This window comes from Paenibacillus sp. USDA918EY (assembly GCF_009870825.1).
GTDB lineage: Bacteria > Bacillota > Bacilli > Paenibacillales > Paenibacillaceae > Paenibacillus_AQ > Paenibacillus_AQ albilobatus.
Genome location: NZ_WTWY01000002.1, coordinates 150,640 through 168,616, shown reverse-complemented (window position 1 = coordinate 168,616; position 17,977 = coordinate 150,640). Strand labels below are relative to the sequence as shown.

Sequence of the window (17,977 nt, the reverse complement as noted above, 5' to 3'; positions counted from 1 at the left end):
TTTTTATTTACATATAATCTATGACGCTAACCATCTCACCGGCTTTTCGCCGTTTTTCGATATTCCGACGGGGATACGCCGACAATGGCTTTAAAAGACGAAGCAAAATAATGCTGGTCCGCGAAGTTCAGCTTGGAGGAAATTTCATTGACGGTAAGGTGCGTGTTCAGCAAATATTGCTGGGCAAGCTCGATTTTGCGTTTTCGGAAATAGGCATAGGGAGTGATCCCGTACGTTTCCCGAAACAGCTTGATGATGTAATTTTTCGAATATCCGAGCTGTACGCACACATCGTTGATATCCATCCTGTTTTCGATGTTGACGTCCAAACATAATTTGATTTGCTCGGCGGGGGAAAGCACTTTATGTTCCAGATGGTTTTTTAAGCGCAAAACGATTTTGAGCAGCAGGACGGAGACTTCGTCGACCAAATCGGGATAACTTTTATGGCCGGCGGACGAAAGGTTGAGGATTTCATTCATGTAAGAAAAGATGTTGCAGTCCTTTACGATATACGTATCGGCGGGCAAATACCGCTTAAACAAATATTCGGCCAAATCCCCGTAAAAGACGACCCAAATTTTGGTCCACGGGTGCTCTTCGCTGGAATAATATACGTGGTCGCTGTTTCGGGTCAGCATATAAACGTCGTTTTTTTGCGGATACAAGGTTTGGGAGTTAATCTCCAGAACGCCGCTGCCGTCGATGATATATTCGAACGAAAACAGGTTTTCCCCGTGCCGCTCGATCCGGTAATTTTTATCGCAATAAGAAATGCCCGACATGACGACGTTCAACGGAAGTTTCGGATCGCACATATGCCAAAAGCTGTGAATGGTTTCATGCATGGTGATAATCCTCACATTTGTTATGATATTTCCTATTATATTACGCCATATACCATGATAAATTAAACCATAATCAACGAGAGAGGACCCGCGAACATACCGAATCCAAAGCGAAAACAGGAGGAATTGAAATGAAGCTGCGCGCTCCGGCCGTTCCGCTGATTACCGTCGATCCTTATTTCTCCGTCTGGTCGATGGGGGACAAACTGAATGAATCGGACACCAAACATTGGACGGGTCAACCCCATCGCATGATCGGCACCGCATCGGTCGACGGCAAAGAATATGTTTTTATGGGCTTGAAGCCAAACGCGGTGAAAATGGAGCAAATGGGCCTCGACATGACGGCGCTTTCCACCCGGTACCGTTTTGCTTGCGATGAGATCCGGCTGGAAGTGACGTTTACTACGCCTCTTTTGATGGATGATTTGAAGCGGATGTCGAGGCCGGTATCGTACATTCACGTGAAAGCCGGAACAAATGACGGGAAAAAGCATGATGCAAGGATCACCATCACGGTGGATGACGAGTTATGCCAAAATTTGAAATACGAGTTTCCGACCGTGTACGCCGATCTCAGCGAACCGGGATTTGCCTGCGGCAGGGTGGGGAGCAAAATTCAGCGGATGTTAACCAAATGCGGAGATGACCTTAGAATCAACTGGGGGTACCTTTATCTCGCTTCGAATCATGAACATGCCGCTGTGACCGCTGCAGCCGCCACCAACGAATACGGCACCGTGAACCATACGATTGGGCTATCGGTCCCGCTGGATACGGAAGATCGTTCGGAAGGGCTGATTGCCGTCGCTTATGACGATATCAAATCCATCGAATATTTCCATGAGCCGCTGGATGCCTATTGGAGAAAAGACGGGGAAACCATCGAAGAAGCGATCAAGCAGGCGCTCGGAGAGTACGGCGATCTATATGGGAAATGCGAGACGTTTTCGTCGCAGCTGTATCGGGAAGCCGCGGAAGCGGGCAGCGAAAAGTACGCAGAGCTGGTATCCCTGGCCTACCGGCAAGCGGCCGCGGCGCATAAAATTTGCGCGGACCCGAACGGGGACGTGCTATTTATCTCCAAGGAAAATTTCAGTAACGGCTGCGCGGCTACCGTCGATGTGACTTACCCTTCCATCCCGCAATTTTTGATCTACAACCCGGAGCTGGTGAAGGGCATGCTTAGACCGATTTTCAAATATGCCGGGACGGATGTTTGGCATTATGACTTTGCTCCGCATGATGTAGGTACGTACCCGCTCCTCAACGGGCAGGTGTACAGCCATGGCACATGCCCGACGTGGCAAATGCCTGTGGAGGAATGCGGCAACATGCTCATTTGCACGGCGGCCGTCGCGATTGCGGAAAACGACGTTTCGTTTGCGCGGGAGCATTGGAGCCATCTTGAAACATGGTGCAATTATTTGATCCAAAACGGCGTGGATCCGGATAATCAGCTGTGCACCGACGATTTCGCGGGGCATTTGGCTCATAACTGCAATTTGTCGATCAAGGCCATCATGGGGATTGCCGGCTTTTCCATTTTGAACCGCATGGCAGGGAATGGGGAAAAGGCGGAGCAACTGATGGAAGTTGCCGCGTCCATGGCGGAAAAATGGCTGGATATGGCCGCCAACGAAGACGGAACGTTCCGCCTCGCTTTTGACCGGCCCGGCTCCTTCAGCATGAAATACAATGCGGTCTGGGACCGCATCTTCGGACTGGGTTTATTCCCCGAGGATGCGTTCAGGGCGGAGACGAAAGCCTATATCGAAAAGCATTCCGGCCCGTACGGGCTCATGCTGGATAACCGCAACACGTATACCAAATCCGATTGGCTGGTGTGGAGCGCCACGCTTTGCGGTAACAAGGAGGATTTCACGTCCATCGTGGACCGCCTGTGGCATGCGTATGACCGGTCGGAAAGCCGCGTGCCGATGACCGATTTTTATTCGACGGCCGACGCGAAAATGGTGAATTTCCAAAACCGGTCGGTGCAGGGCGGTTTATTCATTAAACTTCTCATGGACAAGGAAATATGCAAATTTCACAAGTGAATAACGACCATGGCTGAACGATAGGCGATCCTTGAGGATCGTCTTCTTTTTTTGCTGCGGCTTCAAAAAAAGATTTGACTAATATATTTGATATATTTATTATTGCATTTAAGGAATGGAAAATGATGTCGCAGATCATCCGTCTCGTCCAATCTGTCGGTTCCGTGCAAATCCGCTGCATTTCCCGAATAGATGCGGGTGGGGCGTAACCATGTGCACAAAGGAGGAAGCGAGTTGTCAAGGAAAACCATCGGCATTGGCATCATGTCATGCGCGCTGGCCGCGGCCATTTTTGCCGCCGGCTACTGGATGTGGCCCGAGAAAAAGGAGGGGATCCGTTGGCCGGAAGATCAGGCGTTGCCGTCTTTCCCGGAGCCTGCGGCGACGCTGGATCTGATTAACTTGAGCAGCAAGCTGGTCTACGAAGCGGAAGATGCGGAATACGAACATCAGACCGGAACGGCGGACGGGGATGGCTGGCTTGCCAAGGCGGGAGCGGATAAAACGGGCGTCATGCTGCGCGTCCCGCGGATCGCCGATGTACCGGCAGGCGACAATCAGGCAGTGTTTCGCATGAGCGTCGACCGGTTTGCGGACGAAAACGGAAGCGTGGCCAAGCTGGAAATCCGCGAGCCGTCGACGGGGGCGGTGTTGGGTTCCTTGGAAGCGACGAATTGGGATTTTCGGAACGAAAACGCATCGCAGGAGTTCGCGGTTCCGTTCACTTCCCCGGATGAGGGGCGGGAGATCGAAATCAGCGTAGCCTGGACCGGGAAATCGACGCTGAAACTGTACGACGTCCAGATCGGTTCGCCAGCGAGGGAAGAAGACGTCGCCATGTTCGAAACCGTGAAGGGAGTGGTCAACAAAACCAAGCCGCGTATTTACGACGACACCCGCAGCGACGAAGGCACGAAATGGCTGACCGCGCTCGGGCTCGAATACCGGAAGGTAAAAGACAACTGGGAGCTTTTGTCCAAATACCAGGACGAAATTCGCGGCATGATCGTTTACGATCCGGACGTGGCGGATACGTACAATTTGGCGACGACCATCGCCGGCTTGGAAAACGCCATCGTCGTTTCGCCTTCGCTTGCAGGCAAACTCGCCGGCGATCCTTACCGTCTTCCCGTTTCGGAGGATTTGCGCGGAAAATTCAAAACGAATATCGAGGTATACGAATTTCTGTACGAGAAGTATTGGCCGCAAACGACCCATCGCGTTCTTGTCGGTTTGACCCCTGACATCAAAACGTTTTTGAGGGATTACGCCATGGGGATGGAGGCGGCGGTCGTGTGGCTCAATCCGGACATCCCGGAGGAAGAGGCGCTCCTGAACAAATTCATGAAAGACATGCCTTACGGAAGCGGGTTATACGTCGGGTGGTGGCCTGATGAAGGGAAAGGGGTAACGAAAACGTCGGAGTTCGGGCTGGCAACCGTTGCGGCGGATTATTCCTCCAACCTGTCCGTGCTCAGCGGCACCTCACGGTCCATTGCGCCGGCCCAAATCCCGCAGAAACCGCCGCTGGAGAATAAAGTATACGTTTCCTATATCATGAGCGACGGGGATAACCTGCAGTACATGGAGCATTATTTCAGCAAGTTATGGTTTTTGCCGAACCGGGGCGAAGTGCCGATCGGCTGGACCGTATCGCCGCTGATGGTCGATGCGATGCCGGGCATTTTGGATGTCCTTCACAGGACGGCGACGGAAAACGACGCGCTCATTTCCGGCCCGTCGGGCCTTGGATACACGTACCCGAATTTCTGGAAGGATGAGAAGGGGCTGGACCGCTTTTTTGCCCGGACGGACGATTATATGCAGCGCGCAGGGCTGCGGGTATTAACCGTATGGAACACGGTCAAGGGCGAAACGAATCCGAACGTCGGTAACAGCATTGCGGCCAATGCCCCGTCGCTGCTCGGTTTTACCTCCCAGGGCGGCACCGGAGCGGTTGCGACCTACAACAACACGATGCCCGGCCAAGAGCTGAACGTGGTGTACGGCGCTTCGGAAGGGGATCTTATTTTCCCGGTACAGCAAGCGATCGAAACTTGGGACCGTCGCTCCCCTCTCTTCGTATGCATCCAGGCGAATCCATGGGAGGTTCATTATCAAAGCTTCGTCAATGCCTATCGCCAGCTTAAAGAGAATAAGGACATCGTTGTCGTACGGCCCGACGTTTATTTCGAATTGATCCGCGAGAACAGCCGCCTGCCGATCGATCCGTTAGGGGCGAAGGAATAAGGAGTAACGTTGGGATGCTGATCCGCTGGACCGTCATTTCGCTAAATTGATGCTAAAAGACATGAATGATATACTGAAATGATGATGCAGAATAGCGTTTTAGGGAGAATTCACTATGCAAAATGATCGACAGCCTTTATATATTCAAATTCAGGATTATTTTAAAGACCGAATATCGACGGGGAAATTGAAGATTAACGATAAAATCCCTTCGGAAAAAGAATTGATGAAGCAGTTCGAGGTCAGCCGGATTACGGTCGCGACGGCGCTGGGCCAGCTGGCCAAGGAGGGATGGCTTTATCGCATTCCCGGCCGCGGCAGCTTCGTGAAGGGGATCGCGGGCGAGCCCTATAGCGGCGGCAAACACGCCCCGGCATCTTCCTCGATGCAGGATGAACGAGGGCATGGGGTGTTTCCGGTTTTAAGGGACGGCGGGCATGAAGGGTCCATGTATCCGGAGCAGGGGGGGGACGGCCCAAGGAAGAAAAAGATCGTGCTGATCATCCCGACGCTGGGAGATTTTTTTGCGATCCGCCTTATCTCCGGCATCAACGAGGTGCTGATCAAACATGGATACCATATGCATATCGTCCTCAGCAACAACTCGATCGAAACCGAAAAAAGCCTGATTTTGGAATGCCTGTCGACGGGCACGTCCGGGCTCATTATTTTCCCGTCCGATGCGGAGACCTACAACGAAGAAATTCTCGCGCTCAAAATGCGGAATTATCCGTTTGTGCTGATCGACCGCTACCTTGCCGGCGTGGAAACGAATTTCGTCTGCACGGACAGCCTGGAAGGCGCGAAGCTTGCGCTGAACCGTCTTTGGGATCTGGGCCACCGCAATATCGCCATTTGCTCGGATACGCCGCTTCCCACCATCACCGTCGAAGACCGGATCACCGGCTACATGGAGGCATTGAAGCAAAAGGGAGCGATGATTAACCCGGCGCTTATTTTGACGGACTTTAAGGTGGACTACTCCGAAATCAACGAGGCGCACCCGCTCTACCGGTTTATCCGAAACCAAATGGCAACGGCTTATGTTACGCTTAACGCCCGGTTGGGCGTGTATATTTTCAACATTGCGAAAAGAATCGGCCTGAAAGTGCCGGAGGATATTTCGATCCTTACGTTTGACGACCCGTCTTCGGGGTATGACGAATTCGGGTTTTTCACGCATGTTTCCCAATCGGAGTACAGGATGGGAAGGCAGGCGGCCGAAATTTTGATCCGGCTGCTGGAAGACCCGAATCCGGCCGTCAAATACAGCAAATTGATCATGCAGCCCGAGCTGGTCGAAAGATCCTCAACGGGCCCTGCCAAAAAGTAATTGTCCTATCGTTTGGACTCCAAAAAACCCTGAACTTGGTTTCAGGGTTTTTTTTGTGCCGAAAAGCAATTGACATGAATAGTAATATTATATATATTTGATATTGCATATAGGATGATGGGAGGGGGAGAAATGGAACAAACCGTTCCATTCAAACAAACAAAACTAAAGCGCTTTCTCGTACGGCATCGCGATGCCCTGATCGCCACGGCGATCCTCGGGCCGATGATTTTCTGGTGGCTTGTCGTGTCCGGTTTTCCTACGCTGTTCGGCTTTATTCTCGGTTTCTTCGAATGGATCGGCATCCAGGGGCAGCCGAAGTTCATCGGGCTGGGCAACTACATCCGCTTTTTCGAGGACCCCCTATATTACAACGCCTTATGGCGGTCCATCTGGATGGGAGGCCTAGTTTCGGGGGTAACGCTTTTGGCGGGATTCGGCGCCGCGCTCCTGATGAATATGCCGCTGTTCGGCAAGGGCATCTACCGGTCCATTTGGTATATTCCGGCCGTCACGTCTACGGTAGCCACGACCCAGATTTTTAATATTTTGCTTGATCCAAGCAACGGGGTCATCAATAACTTCCTGAAGTCGATCGGGCATGAGCCGATCATTTGGCAGTTTTCCACCGGCTGGAGCGTGTTTTGGATCGTGGTTTATTCCGTCTGGAAGGGGGTCGGGGGCGCGGCCTTGATCTGGCTGGCCGGTCTGCAATCCGTGGACGTATCCTTGTATGAAGCGGCCGAAATTGACGGCGCGGGGCGACTACAGAAGCTGAGGTACGTGACCATTCCCGGCTTGAAGCCGATCGCCACTTACATCGTGATCACCAGCCTGATCGGAGCGATCCAAATATACGAGCAGGTCATGTTTATTACCGGCGGCGGTCCTTACGGGCAGACGGAAGTGCTGGTCTTCCGCATCTATCGCGACGCTTTCTGGGATTTCAACCTCGGCATGGCGGGGGCCTCTTCGCTCATCATGGCCGTCATCGTGTTCACGGCCACCGTTCTTTATTACCGCAGGTCCACGAAAGCCGATCGAAGCAACACGATACCTTTAAAGAAGGGAGCGTAAACCGTGGTTTCTGTATCCGCGCATTCATCGCCGAGGCGAAAGCTGCAACTGAGCCATGTACTGGCGCATCTGGTGTTGGCCGGCGTCGGGCTTGTCCTGTTTTATCCCCTCATCTTCATGATTTTGGCCGGCTTTTTTACGAAAGACGAATTTACGACCACCGTTCTCGGATTTTTACCGATTCCCAAACATGCAACTTTGGATAATTACCTCGTTTTGTTTAAAGGCTCGTCGGATACTTCGACCAGAATGTATTTTATGAACTCGCTTTACCGCACCTTATACAGCACGTTTTTTGCCATGTTGACCTCGTTTTTGGCCGGATATGCATTCGCCCGATTGAAATTCAAGGGGAAGGATGCGCTGTTTCTGACGCTGCTGGCGACGCAAATGATTCCGGGCACCATCGCTCTCATTCCGACCTATCTTCAGCTTGCGCGCTGGCCGTTTGCCGGCGGAAACGACATATTTACCGGAGGCACAGGGCTGCTCGATACCTGGTGGGTTTATCTCCTGGGCGGGCCTGCGATCAATATTATGGGGATGTTTCTGGTGAAGCAGTCGCTTGAAAAGGTTCCGTTCGAACTGGACGAGGCGGCGAAAATGGACGGTGCGGGGACGCTCCGGGTCATTTTCCAGATCCTGCTGCCCCTGCAGATGCCGATCATGGCCTTTATCGCCATTACGACGGCGCTGGGCACCTGGAACGACTTTGCGACCCCATTCTTTTATACGACCAGCGACCACATGCAGACCTTGCCTTCCGCCATTACGCGGTTATCGTCCGCGGCCGTAGGCCCCGGCGGTTCTCCCAACTATCCGATGATGATTACGCTGGGCCTGGGTACGACCGTTCCCGCTTTGCTGATCTTCTTCTTTTTCCAGAAGTACATCGTGCAAGGGTTAGCCAATACGGGCATTAAGGGGTGATCGCAGCCCATTCGTTTTAAAAGCTACATACGGCTGATGACGTTTCATTCAATTGATTCAATTCATTTACGATGGAGGGATTCGTATGAAATTCGGAACAGCAGCTAAATGGGGAATATCCGCGCTTCTTATTGCGGCGCTGGCCGGTTGCGGCGGCGGAGGAGGAAAAAGCGAGGTAAGCGAAAGTCCGCCGGCGGAGAAACCGGAATCTAAGGATACAACGACGCCTGCGCAGGGCACGACGATTACGGTGTTAACGGAAGGGGCGACAAACGTTGGAACCGGAAAGCTGGGAGATTTGCTGGCGCCCAAAGAGAAGGAGCTGAAAGGGAAAGGGCTGGATACGGCGTATACGCCCGGAAAGCAGTTTCCGGCGGATGCGTTTGGCCTTCACTATCAGACGATCATGTACAACTTGATGAAGGAAAAAAACATTGAGGTGAACATGCAGGACTGGGGATGGGGAGAACCGCTGATCCAAAAGCAAACCGCGGGATTCCTCGCCAAAAATATGCCGGATATCATCGTCGGCGAGACGCAGATGAACGGCTTCGCCCAGCAGGGACTGCTGGAGCCGTTCCCGGACGACATGGCGGACGAAATCCGGAAAAACGTGGCGGATGCCGCCTGGAAGCCGATGGAGTACAACGGCAAAATCTATGGCCTAGCCGCGCAGCCGGGAGTAAGCAGCCTGTTTTGGAACAAAGATTTGGTGAAGCAGGCCGGTCTTGATCCGGACAAAGCGCCCGCCACCTGGGCGGAGCTGGCCGACAACGTGAAAAAGGTGACGGAAGCCGGCAAAGGCAAATTTTACGGCGGCGGCGTTTACGCCGGAGCGAACTTCGGCGGTTACCTGCGCTATGGCGCGCTGATGATGATCAACGGCGGGGCGTTTGCCGCGGACGGCAAACCGGTGTTCAACAGCGACGCCAACGTCGAAACGGTCACCCTGCTTCGGGACTTGAATGCAAGCAACGCTCCGGGCCTGATGGTGAATACGAACGAAGGCACCTATTTCGATGCCTGGTACAAAGGGCAGCTCGCTTACATTATCGACGGACCGTGGCAGTCCCAGCAGGCGAGAGACAAAAAGATCGATGTCGGCATGGCGCCGATTCCGATGTCGCCAAACGGCAAAGCCGGCAACATTACGATCGGCGCCGCATTCCACTCGGTTCCGAAGGATTCCAAGCATAAAGAAGCGGCATTCGAATATATTCGGGCCATGTACAGCAAGGACGTTCAGCAGCTTATCGCCGACTCCAACGTACGCTCTCCGATTTTGAAAGAAATCGCGGAATCCGATACGTACAAAAAAGAACATCCGGAGCTCTACACCCATTACCAGGCGATGGGCGGAAACGTGCAGGGGCTGCCGACGTTCGCCAAGGATAATTCGAAAGCATGGCAAATCTGGGGAGACGCCGTCGTAAAAGCCTTGATGACGAAAGGCGACGTGAAAGCGATTCTCGATGACGCCCAGAAGAGGGCGGGGGCGGTGACGCAATAAGCGCACAGGGTGAAAAGGAACTTAAGAGAGCGCTTGGCCATACGAAAAAGCTCAATGCAAAAACGATCTCAGCGAAATCGGCGGCCTTTTTCGGCGATGACGTAGGTATAGTATATACAGGGGGCTGCCGTTCATATACCCCAAGCTCTCTATGATAAACGCAAAAACATCCGCCCCGGATTTTTCCGGGGCGGATGCCGTTTTCGAGCCGAAAGCGGCTCATTCGATGCCTGCAAACGTGCCGTAGATCAAGAACACGTTCAAGATCGTCAGGATGATCGCGATGGTCCAGGACAAATATTTGACCCATGCCCGGTTTGCGAATTCCCCCATCATTTTTTTGTCGCTGGTGAAAATGGTCAGCGGAATGATGGCAAATGGAAGTTGAACGCTCAAAAATACTTGCGTGTAAAGGAGCAGATGCTCCACCGCATTTTCCCGTCCGCCGTACAAGATGACGCAGATGATGACGGGAATGACGGCGAGGAGCCGCGTAATCATCCGGCGCAGCCAGGAAGGCATTTTCATTCGGATAAAACCTTCCATAACGATCTGGCCGGACAAGGTGCCCGTTATGGTCGAGTTTTGGCCCGATGCCAGCAGCGCTACGGCAAACAGCGTGCTGAGCAGCGGACTGGCGATGGCGCCGACGATTGCGTTATCGGCAAGCGCGTTGTACAAGTCGGTGAACCGGCCCAAATCGCTGGTGGAACCGAAAAACATGGCCGCTCCCAGCACCAGCAGCAGGCAGTTGATCACAAACGCGATGCTCAGCTGGATGTTGGAATCGATGGTCGCAAAACGGACGGCTTCCTTTTTGCCTTCGGGCGTCCGTGCAAATTGCCGCGATTGGACGATCGACGAGTGCAAATACAGGTTATGCGGCATGACGGTCGCCCCGACGATCCCGAGCGCGATCAGCAGCATGCCGTTGTTGGTCGCGATTTCCGGGCTTGGGATAAATCCTTGCAGCAGCGGCCCGATGCTAGGGTTCGACAAAAGCACCTCGTACAAAAATACGATAAAAATCGTTGCGATCAGCGTCGCGACGATGGCCTCGATTTTGCGGAAGCCGACTTTCGCCAGCAGCAGAAGCAGCAGTACGTCCAACGTTGTAATCAGCACGCCGACCAGCAGCGGAATTTTGAACAACAGCTGCAGCGCTACCGCGCCTCCGATGACTTCGGCGATATCGGTAGCCATGATGGCGAGCTCGGTTAAAATCCATAAGACGACGGCAACGGGTTTGCTGGTCGCTTGGCGCGTTGCTTGGGCCAAATCCATTCCGGTCACGATGCCCAGCTTGGCGCACATACTTTGCAGCAGCATGGCGATGAGGCTTGAGAGCAGGATAACGCTGAGCAGTGTATATCCGAATTGCGACCCGCCTTGGATGGAAGTGATCCAGTTTCCCGGATCCATATAACCGACGGCAACCAAAGCGCCAGGGCCGCTATAAGCGGCGAGTTTTTTCCAAAATCCCGCGTTTTTCGGGAGCGAAACGGTATTGTTTACTTCTGCAAGGCTCAAACCGTTGGTGGAAGTAAACATGTTATGCTGCTTTTGTTTCGCTGTTTTTTGGACTGCAGTTAAGTTTTCCATATTCATCCCTTCTATCATTCATAATATTAGTTATTCATGATCCGGACATTTTGCTTCTTACAACGCTATTTTGCATCAGGTAAACTTTTTTGTCAATGGCAAATATAATTTGATCTATATAAATTAATTGTTTCAGTACAAGTTTTGAGACGGTAGAAGAAGCCGCGGTTAGCGGAATTCGGCAAAACCCAGCGTACCGCGGGACTTCAAGGCGTTTTCGGGGAAGGCGTTCGTCTGAATGAAAAAGTCGGAGGCGAAGCTGAGAAGCAGCTCGTCTTCCGCCAAAACATAAAAAAACCGGAAGGCTCCATTCCCGCTAAGCGAGAAGGGATTTCCGGTTTTTTTGCAATGATGGAATATCCACTTTCAGATCTTGGCCGCGCCGGAGCCGAAGCCCCGTTTAAACAAGAGCGACGTCGACAGCTTGGCGCACCATAGGGTAACCGCAATAAAGACGAGACACCAGATGACGGCCGGAACATGCGTCGCTTGGGCCAAGTTGGCGGCATCTCCGGCGGAAGCGGGACGTGTGACCGACAGGACCAAAATGACGAACGGGCTGATAACGGATTCGACCAGGCAGATAAAAGCGATGAGCAAATAATAGCTTTTTTGCAGTAAGGGCGGAGCCATGAAAGCCACGAGCCCGCTTAAGACGGCAAAGCCGACGCACCAGAGGAGCCCGTAGCCGTTGCGGACGAACAATGCCGCCGCGACAATGGCAAGAATCATGACGGTAAGCAGCCCGGCCCGTTCATTTCGTTTGGCATAAAGGTAAAACAGCAGCACCGCAAACAGCGCGGAACCGACATATCCGGCAAGCGAGATCGGAATCGCCATCCAGTTGCTGGAAAAGGTGGAGAGGGTCACTCCGCCCTGGTTACTGTACAAGTGGATCACATTGACCCTGCCCGATAATGCGAGCGTCACCAGCGCATGCGACAGCTCGTGAATCAGGGTGTCCACGTTGCGGAAAAATGCCGAAAACGGGAGAAAACGCGTTAAAATGCCGGTCAGCACGACGACCGCGATCATTTTTAACCAAGCTTGAATGGCCGCTCCCTCATTTCTGTACGATTTGCTTCTATCTTACATGCCGGCGCCGGGAAATTCCAGAATCAATCTGAAAGAAGCGAGATTCAGTGTGCAGATTGCGTCTCGCTGCAGAAAACCGAACCGAAAGATGAAATATACATTCGTCAAAAGCCAAGAAACCACTCCTTTAGTGTCAAGGTGCGGCTTCCCGTGCATATACTGATACATCTCATATTTTATGAAATCGCAATTTGAGATTCGTTGAAATGAAACTTAGGGCTACGCCAATCTTTCAATCACGATCGAGGCGCTTACGACAGGCGTTCCGCCGCCAATTGTGCTTTCGAGAACCAAATTTCCCGTGTTATCGATCCGGTTCAGCGTCAGGGTGCCTCCAGCCGTCAACTGGGCAACGACCTGACCCGGATAAGGTTGGTTTCCTGCGTTGGTGCCATAGTTGCTGCATCGAACGAGCGTAGCGGGGAGCGGTCCGGCGGCATCCGGATCAAAGAACAGCCCGAAGGCGTTGTTTCCCGGAGTCGGGAACACTTCCCAGCTGATTTTATAGGTTCCGGTCTCCAGAATGTTGAGCGTCGAAGGGGCAGTGAAGGAAACCGCCGTTCCGTGAATTAACGAGTCGTTGAAGGTGACTGCACCGCCCTGTCCGCCGGGGGTAGGGGCCGCTGCGACGTTTTGATCAACGGTGCTGCATAAAAACGCGAACGAAGCGATGCCTCCGGCAGGTCCGGCAGGTCCTTGGGGTCCTTGGGGGCCGGGAATGCCTTGTGGTCCCGCGGGTCCCTGAGGTCCCTGAGGTCCTTCAGGACCTTGCGCCCCCGGAAGCCCTTGAGGACCTTGCGCCCCTGGAAGCCCTTGCGCTCCTGGAATGCCTTGCGGTCCCGGAAGCCCTTGTGCCCCCGGAAGTCCTTGAGGTCCTTGAGGTCCTTGTGGCCCTTGTGGCCCTTGGGGAGCCGTCACATTAACTTCGGGAGGAGGACAGTTTACTTTTACTATTTTTTTAACGATAACTTGTTTCTTTTTCTTATGGTGATGGCAACGATGATGGGGGTGTACAACCGTTTTGATTCTGCCTTTGCAGCGCTTTTCTGCACAATGCAATGATATGCACCTCCTGTAGATTTGTCTACAGCATACGGGTCTACTCTCATTTTGGCATGGACGGATAACTATCGTTTGGTAGACTTACGACCATCTTTCGGGAAAACGGGCTTATGATACGGGGAAATCGTCTACTAGGACAAGCTTGCAGCTGTCGGAGCCGCCGTTAAGGCTTTTACACCAATATTGATGAGTTTGATTCCGGACGGGTCCGGAAATTTTCTTTAAATGACTTGCCGTCGCCATTGGTCTGGAAAGGCACGCTGGCCTATTGAGCCTACCTTTAGAAAAATAATCGATAGATTTTACCAAAAAAATATTGCGTATCGTTACGTAACATGTTACCATTATTTTCAACGAAGGAATCCCGCGAGGATGCTCCCTTCGGTTTAGCGGGAAGTCGTCATGGATATCCGGATATCCGAAAGTAAATCCCGTGAATGGCCGATGTATCGATACAGGAAAGGATTGATTTTTTTAATCGATCATATAGCGTTACGTGACGTCATATATTATTGTTGAAACGAAAAGGAGATGTATTTATGAAAAAAGTTTTGTATGTGCCGCTCGACGATCGTCCATGCAACCTCGATGATGTTGTTACGCAGGCAAAAGCAGCCGGGATTCATGTCATTATTCCGGATGCCGACGACGTCAAAAACCGGCTCGATACCGAGGCCGATTCCGAAGGGAACACGCTCGTTAGAACGTATGCGCCGGTATTCGGAAACACCGGACATATCCGGCAGTTTATCCGGGACCATATCCGGTCGGCGGACGGATTCATTATCTCATCCGATATGCTGGCTTACGGAGGGCTGATCGGCAGCAGGCGCTTCCGGGCCGACGGCGGCGGTGCCTATCCGAACTATGATCCGGATACCACCGGGCTGCTGGACGTCATCCGGGAAATCAAGCAAACCTGTCCCCATAAGCCCGTATTTGTGCTCGACACGATTATGAGGCTTGCCACGACGGTATTCGTCGAAGGATTGACGCAAAGCGCGTACGACGAGGCGCGGGCGTTTGCGCAGCAGCCGCGGGTCGAAGCTTCGGAGTTTGAAGCGATTTTGGACGGATACGACATCAAGCCCGACGGCACCCATTTCGGCACTCCGGTCCATTTTGACAAAGAGCAGTATTACAATGCCCGCCGCCATAAATTCAAAACGAATTACTATATACTGGACCAGCTGGTCCGCACCGGCGCGATCGATTTTCTTGCCGTAGGCGTCGACGACTCGTATACGCAAGGCGTGCAGGCGAACGAAATCGCCTTCCTGGAAGATTACGTGGATCGGCACCTGAACGGCTCGGACGGCCAGAATCCGGACCGTGTCATCCTTCTTCCGGATGCGGACGGGCTCGGCTATTCGTTGATGGGACGTATGGCAAGCCATTTGCACCAGTGCGGCTCCAAACCGCGTTACGGCGTTCGGTATTTCGGGCCGGACGGTTCGACAATCATCAATCCTTATGAGTATATGAGCGTGCATGATAATATCCGGTATCACGTGAATCTGATCGGCGGACGTTTTGTCGATTCCGGGCCTTGCGACGTGGAAATCGTTGCCGTGACGGGGGCGGATCGGGCAGCGGAAGCTGCAGACCATGCCGCAGCCAATGCGCGCAAGCGGCAGCTTACCGTCGTCATCGACTTCGTCGGCGGCGGCGCAGCAGATGAAACCGTCACCCAAGCATTGCTGGATCAAACGTCGACAGGGCTGCTGTTGGGGTACAGCGGCTGGAACACGGCAGGGAACAAAATCGGGATGGCGCTCGGCATGGCCCATTCCAGGCATGCCTTCCTGGTGACGGAACGGCGCCCGCATGCCCTGGATACCGCCGTAGACGCGCATGGATCGCTGTTATTCAAACGTTTCCTGAAGGATTACTGTTACAAAAAGTTGACGATTGCTGAAGTGCGAACCTATTCCAGGGCGCATACCCTGTTTGCCAACGTTCCGTATGCCGACCAGAACATGCTTTTGTTTAACTCGCCGGAGGATTACGAGGCGATCGTCAAGCTGCTTCGGGACCGGATGCAGACAAACACGGAAGCACTTTCGCAAAGAAAAGCGTTTCTGCCATGCGCCTCGCAGGCGATCCGGCAGATCAAACGTCCCGGCGGCTGGATTTGTTCGACATACAACGGAGCGGCGTTGGCTTACGAAAATCCGGGATTTATTTGGGGCCGCGCCTTTGAAATAACCCTTCGTCCAAGCGTCACGTTGCAATCATGAAGCACTTATTCTCCTTTCATATAGCATAAATCTTCAAAAGAGAGCAGTCCGTTTTCCATAACGGGCTGCTCTTTTGGCGAATGATAGATTCGCTAGAAGCGGCTTATATTGCGTAACGATACAAAGCATACTATAATCAAAACGGTGAGAAGGGGGATGTGGCATGAAATACACGCTGAACTTATTCGGATACGCGATCGATTGCCGGATCGATTTTCCGGACGGAAAAATGCGGATTCACATTGACGATGAAGATCAGGCCGCATTGCGGGCCTACCTGCTGCGGGTATTGGTCAAATACGGACGGCAGCCCGGGCCGCAGGACAGCCTGGAAAACCTGGTTCGGGACGCGATCGAGATCGAAAAGGGCATGAACGGGCATTTAAGCGAGCCGAAGCTGAAGCTCCCTTACGAATTCCAGCCCGAAATCAAAGAAAAGCTGATCGAAGCCGCGGAACTGCAGGATATGTCCGCAACGCAGCTTCTGATTCGCCTGATTGAAAGAAAACACCAAAGCGTGTTCGGGAAGGAAGGCTGAACGATGGCTTACGGAAACAAAGTCAAATTTCACTATGACGTTCCCGTCTATATTAAACAAATGCTGGCGGACACGGCTAAAAAATTGAACATGACCGCAACCGAGCTCCTCTCCAAGACGATCGAGGAAGAATATATCCGCGTAAAGTCCTTGCAAGAGTCTAAGCAAGATTAAGGCTGCCCGCCATTTCGGCAAACATCCGGATGCTGAAAAGCGGAAGGCTTTCATAAGCATACCCCGGGTCGCCCATATCCGTCGAAAAGCAGTGGCACTCCGTATAATGTTCTTGAGGGTTATGTTCGATCAGCAAAAGCTGAATCTGAGCGTGATCCGTTAGCAGCTTATAGAAATACTCCGATCCGGAATCGGCCTCGATCAGATCCGTTACCGCTTGTCTCATTTGTTTGGGCAGCCGGCATCTTAACTCGGAGAGACCCGTTTCCGGATTCATTTTTTGAATGATCGTCGTCAAGCCCAATCCACCCCGTTTCTTGTAGTTCATTAGCCAATCCGCAACGCGAAATCTCCTTCGTTTTCAAATTATACCAAACATATGTTCCTATGTTAAGCGTGTTTTTCTATAGATTGGAAGAGGGGGCGCGTTTCATAGGCGTCTCGCTTTGTTCTTCGGCCAAAAATGAATGATTCTGCTCCACGCAAAATAAGGGATTCGGGCCCTCCGATATGGAGGTCGAATCCCTGTTTATTTTAGCGGCGATCGATTCCGACAGCTGTGGCGGATCGCTTAATGGCTTAAAGGCGTTTCGGTCTGCGCTTTTTTCAACGGTTTTCCGGTCAATAGAAGGTACATGCCGAACAGAAGCTTGACGCCGATATCGATATACGCAATCAGCCGGAAGTTCAGGCTCGAATCCAGCATGCCAAGCAGCGCATCCGCGATCAGCAGCACGGCGAGCACGAGCATCGAAGGACCGTGAACCCAAGCCATTGGGATAAAATGAATGCCTATAGCAAGAAACGCACCAAGCCATATGCGCCGGTAGTTTTCATCCGCGAAATGCGGCCCGCCGATCAGCACCATCAATACAAACATGAGGATGATCGAAAATAAAAGCATCCGGTTTTGCCCTTTCGTCGGTCTTCCGTACGACAATTTGCGGCTTAACGATTTATTCGCCAGAATGCCGAAAATCCCGATGACGTACCCGAAGGAAAAAACGGGCATCATGATCAGCTGCTTTCCTCCCGCCATCAGTCCGGCGAAAATCACCAAAGCGACCCAAATCAACCACAATCCGCAAACCCTTTTGTTCAAAAAGTTCGATTTGTTCCATAATCCCCCCGATAAAGCCTTTTCTGTCACTTGTTTCCCTCCCTAACAACTGGTTCAGTAACCATTATAGACCAGGATATTCAGCTTGAAACCCTGCCCATAAACCTAAAAATCCTAATTCTTTTGCCCCTTGCGGCC

15 protein-coding genes are annotated in these 17,977 nt (G+C 52.4%); 9 read left to right on the top strand and 6 right to left on the bottom strand.

The genetic code is table 11. The features are described 5' to 3' along the window. Positions 1-35 precede the first annotated feature (35 nt). On the bottom strand, positions 36-848 hold the full coding sequence (locus GQY55_RS05035) for an AraC family transcriptional regulator (protein WP_160038840.1): 813 nt from the start codon (positions 846-848) through the stop codon (positions 36-38). A 47-nt stretch (positions 849-895) separates the two neighbouring features. Here GQY55_RS05035 and GQY55_RS05030 point away from each other — a divergent pair, with 47 nt between their 5' ends. The 6 genes from GQY55_RS05030 to GQY55_RS05005 all read left to right on the top strand — a co-directional run bounded on the left by GQY55_RS05030 (position 896) and on the right by GQY55_RS05005 (position 10,008). After that, complete coding sequence (locus tag GQY55_RS05030) at positions 896-2,908, top strand: glutaminase domain-containing protein (RefSeq protein ID WP_306434063.1); 2,013 nt, start codon at positions 896-898, stop codon at positions 2,906-2,908. A 234-nt stretch (positions 2,909-3,142) separates the two neighbouring features. Next, on the top strand, positions 3,143-5,158 hold the full coding sequence (locus GQY55_RS05025) for a GxGYxYP domain-containing protein (protein ID WP_160038836.1): 2,016 nt from the start codon (positions 3,143-3,145) through the stop codon (positions 5,156-5,158). A gap of 115 nt (positions 5,159-5,273) precedes the next feature. After that, complete coding sequence (locus GQY55_RS05020; protein ID WP_160038834.1) at positions 5,274-6,491, top strand: GntR family transcriptional regulator; 1,218 nt, start codon at positions 5,274-5,276, stop codon at positions 6,489-6,491. Between the two features lie 132 nt (positions 6,492-6,623). Continuing rightward, complete coding sequence (locus tag GQY55_RS05015) at positions 6,624-7,568, top strand: carbohydrate ABC transporter permease (protein ID WP_160038832.1); 945 nt, start codon at positions 6,624-6,626, stop codon at positions 7,566-7,568. A 3-nt stretch (positions 7,569-7,571) separates the two neighbouring features. Further along, positions 7,572-8,498, top strand: coding sequence for a carbohydrate ABC transporter permease (locus GQY55_RS05010; protein ID WP_236575430.1), 927 nt, complete (start codon positions 7,572-7,574; stop codon positions 8,496-8,498). 85 nt (positions 8,499-8,583) lie between these two features. Continuing rightward, positions 8,584-10,008 carry an extracellular solute-binding protein gene (locus GQY55_RS05005; RefSeq protein ID WP_160038830.1) on the top strand — a complete coding sequence of 475 codons (1,425 nt, stop codon included), beginning with the start codon at positions 8,584-8,586 and terminating at the stop codon, positions 10,006-10,008. A 219-nt stretch (positions 10,009-10,227) separates the two neighbouring features. On the opposite strand, the gene GQY55_RS05000 is transcribed toward GQY55_RS05005, so the two are convergent. The 3 genes from GQY55_RS05000 to GQY55_RS04990 form a co-directional block, all read right to left on the bottom strand. Continuing rightward, entirely contained in the window at positions 10,228-11,559 is a 1,332-nt protein-coding gene (locus GQY55_RS05000) for an Nramp family divalent metal transporter (RefSeq protein ID WP_201452114.1), read from the bottom strand. A gap of 417 nt (positions 11,560-11,976) precedes the next feature. Then, positions 11,977-12,645, bottom strand: a complete 669-nt coding sequence (locus GQY55_RS04995) for a M50 family metallopeptidase (protein ID WP_160038826.1) — start codon at positions 12,643-12,645, stop codon at positions 11,977-11,979. Between the two features lie 279 nt (positions 12,646-12,924). Further along, positions 12,925-13,623, bottom strand: coding sequence for a collagen-like protein (locus GQY55_RS04990; RefSeq protein ID WP_236575482.1), 699 nt, complete (start codon positions 13,621-13,623; stop codon positions 12,925-12,927). Between the two features lie 683 nt (positions 13,624-14,306). Here GQY55_RS04990 and GQY55_RS04985 point away from each other — a divergent pair. The 3 genes from GQY55_RS04985 (at position 14,307) to GQY55_RS30970 (ending at position 16,719) form a co-directional block, all read left to right on the top strand. Beyond that, the gene (locus GQY55_RS04985; protein WP_160038824.1) at positions 14,307-16,007 is read left to right on the top strand and encodes a DUF4127 family protein; all 1,701 of its coding nucleotides are present in this window, start codon (positions 14,307-14,309) and stop codon (positions 16,005-16,007) included. Positions 16,008-16,170: 163 nt separating this feature from the next. Next, positions 16,171-16,545 carry a hypothetical protein gene (locus GQY55_RS04980; protein WP_160038822.1) on the top strand — a complete coding sequence of 125 codons (375 nt, stop codon included), beginning with the start codon at positions 16,171-16,173 and terminating at the stop codon, positions 16,543-16,545. Between the two features lie 3 nt (positions 16,546-16,548). Then, on the top strand, positions 16,549-16,719 hold the full coding sequence (locus GQY55_RS30970; protein WP_201452096.1) for a hypothetical protein: 171 nt from the start codon (positions 16,549-16,551) through the stop codon (positions 16,717-16,719). Here GQY55_RS30970 and GQY55_RS04975 read toward each other — a convergent pair. Together GQY55_RS04975 and GQY55_RS04970 are read right to left on the bottom strand one after the other, a co-directional pair. Beyond that, entirely contained in the window at positions 16,706-17,047 is a 342-nt protein-coding gene (locus GQY55_RS04975) for a hypothetical protein (RefSeq protein WP_236575429.1), read from the bottom strand. The two genes, GQY55_RS30970 and GQY55_RS04975, sit on opposite strands and share 14 nt — an antisense overlap. A gap of 243 nt (positions 17,048-17,290) precedes the next feature. Continuing rightward, positions 17,291-17,869, bottom strand: a complete 579-nt coding sequence (locus GQY55_RS04970; protein ID WP_160038818.1) for a DUF6609 family protein — start codon at positions 17,867-17,869, stop codon at positions 17,291-17,293. Between the last annotated feature and the right edge of the window lie 108 nt (positions 17,870-17,977).

Bases quoted from the DNA above. Each gene is read 5' to 3' on its own strand.
- GQY55_RS04995 (WP_160038826.1), bottom strand. From the start codon at position 12,645: ATGATCGCGGTCGTCGTGCTGACCGGCATTTTAACGCGTTTTCTCCCG.
- GQY55_RS04985 (WP_160038824.1), top strand. From the start codon at position 14,307: ATGAAAAAAGTTTTGTATGTGCCGCTCGACGATCGTCCATGCAACCTC.
- GQY55_RS04975 (WP_236575429.1), bottom strand. From the start codon at position 17,047: ATGAACTACAAGAAACGGGGTGGATTGGGCTTGACGACGATCATTCAA.
- GQY55_RS05000 (WP_201452114.1), bottom strand. From the start codon at position 11,559: ATGTTTACTTCCACCAACGGTTTGAGCCTTGCAGAAGTAAACAATACC.
- GQY55_RS04980 (WP_160038822.1), top strand. From the start codon at position 16,171: ATGAAATACACGCTGAACTTATTCGGATACGCGATCGATTGCCGGATC.
- GQY55_RS30970 (WP_201452096.1), top strand. From the start codon at position 16,549: ATGGCTTACGGAAACAAAGTCAAATTTCACTATGACGTTCCCGTCTAT.
- GQY55_RS05005 (WP_160038830.1), top strand. From the start codon at position 8,584: ATGAAATTCGGAACAGCAGCTAAATGGGGAATATCCGCGCTTCTTATT.
- GQY55_RS05015 (WP_160038832.1), top strand. From the start codon at position 6,624: ATGGAACAAACCGTTCCATTCAAACAAACAAAACTAAAGCGCTTTCTC.
- GQY55_RS05035 (WP_160038840.1), bottom strand. From the start codon at position 848: ATGCATGAAACCATTCACAGCTTTTGGCATATGTGCGATCCGAAACTT.
- GQY55_RS05020 (WP_160038834.1), top strand. From the start codon at position 5,274: ATGCAAAATGATCGACAGCCTTTATATATTCAAATTCAGGATTATTTT.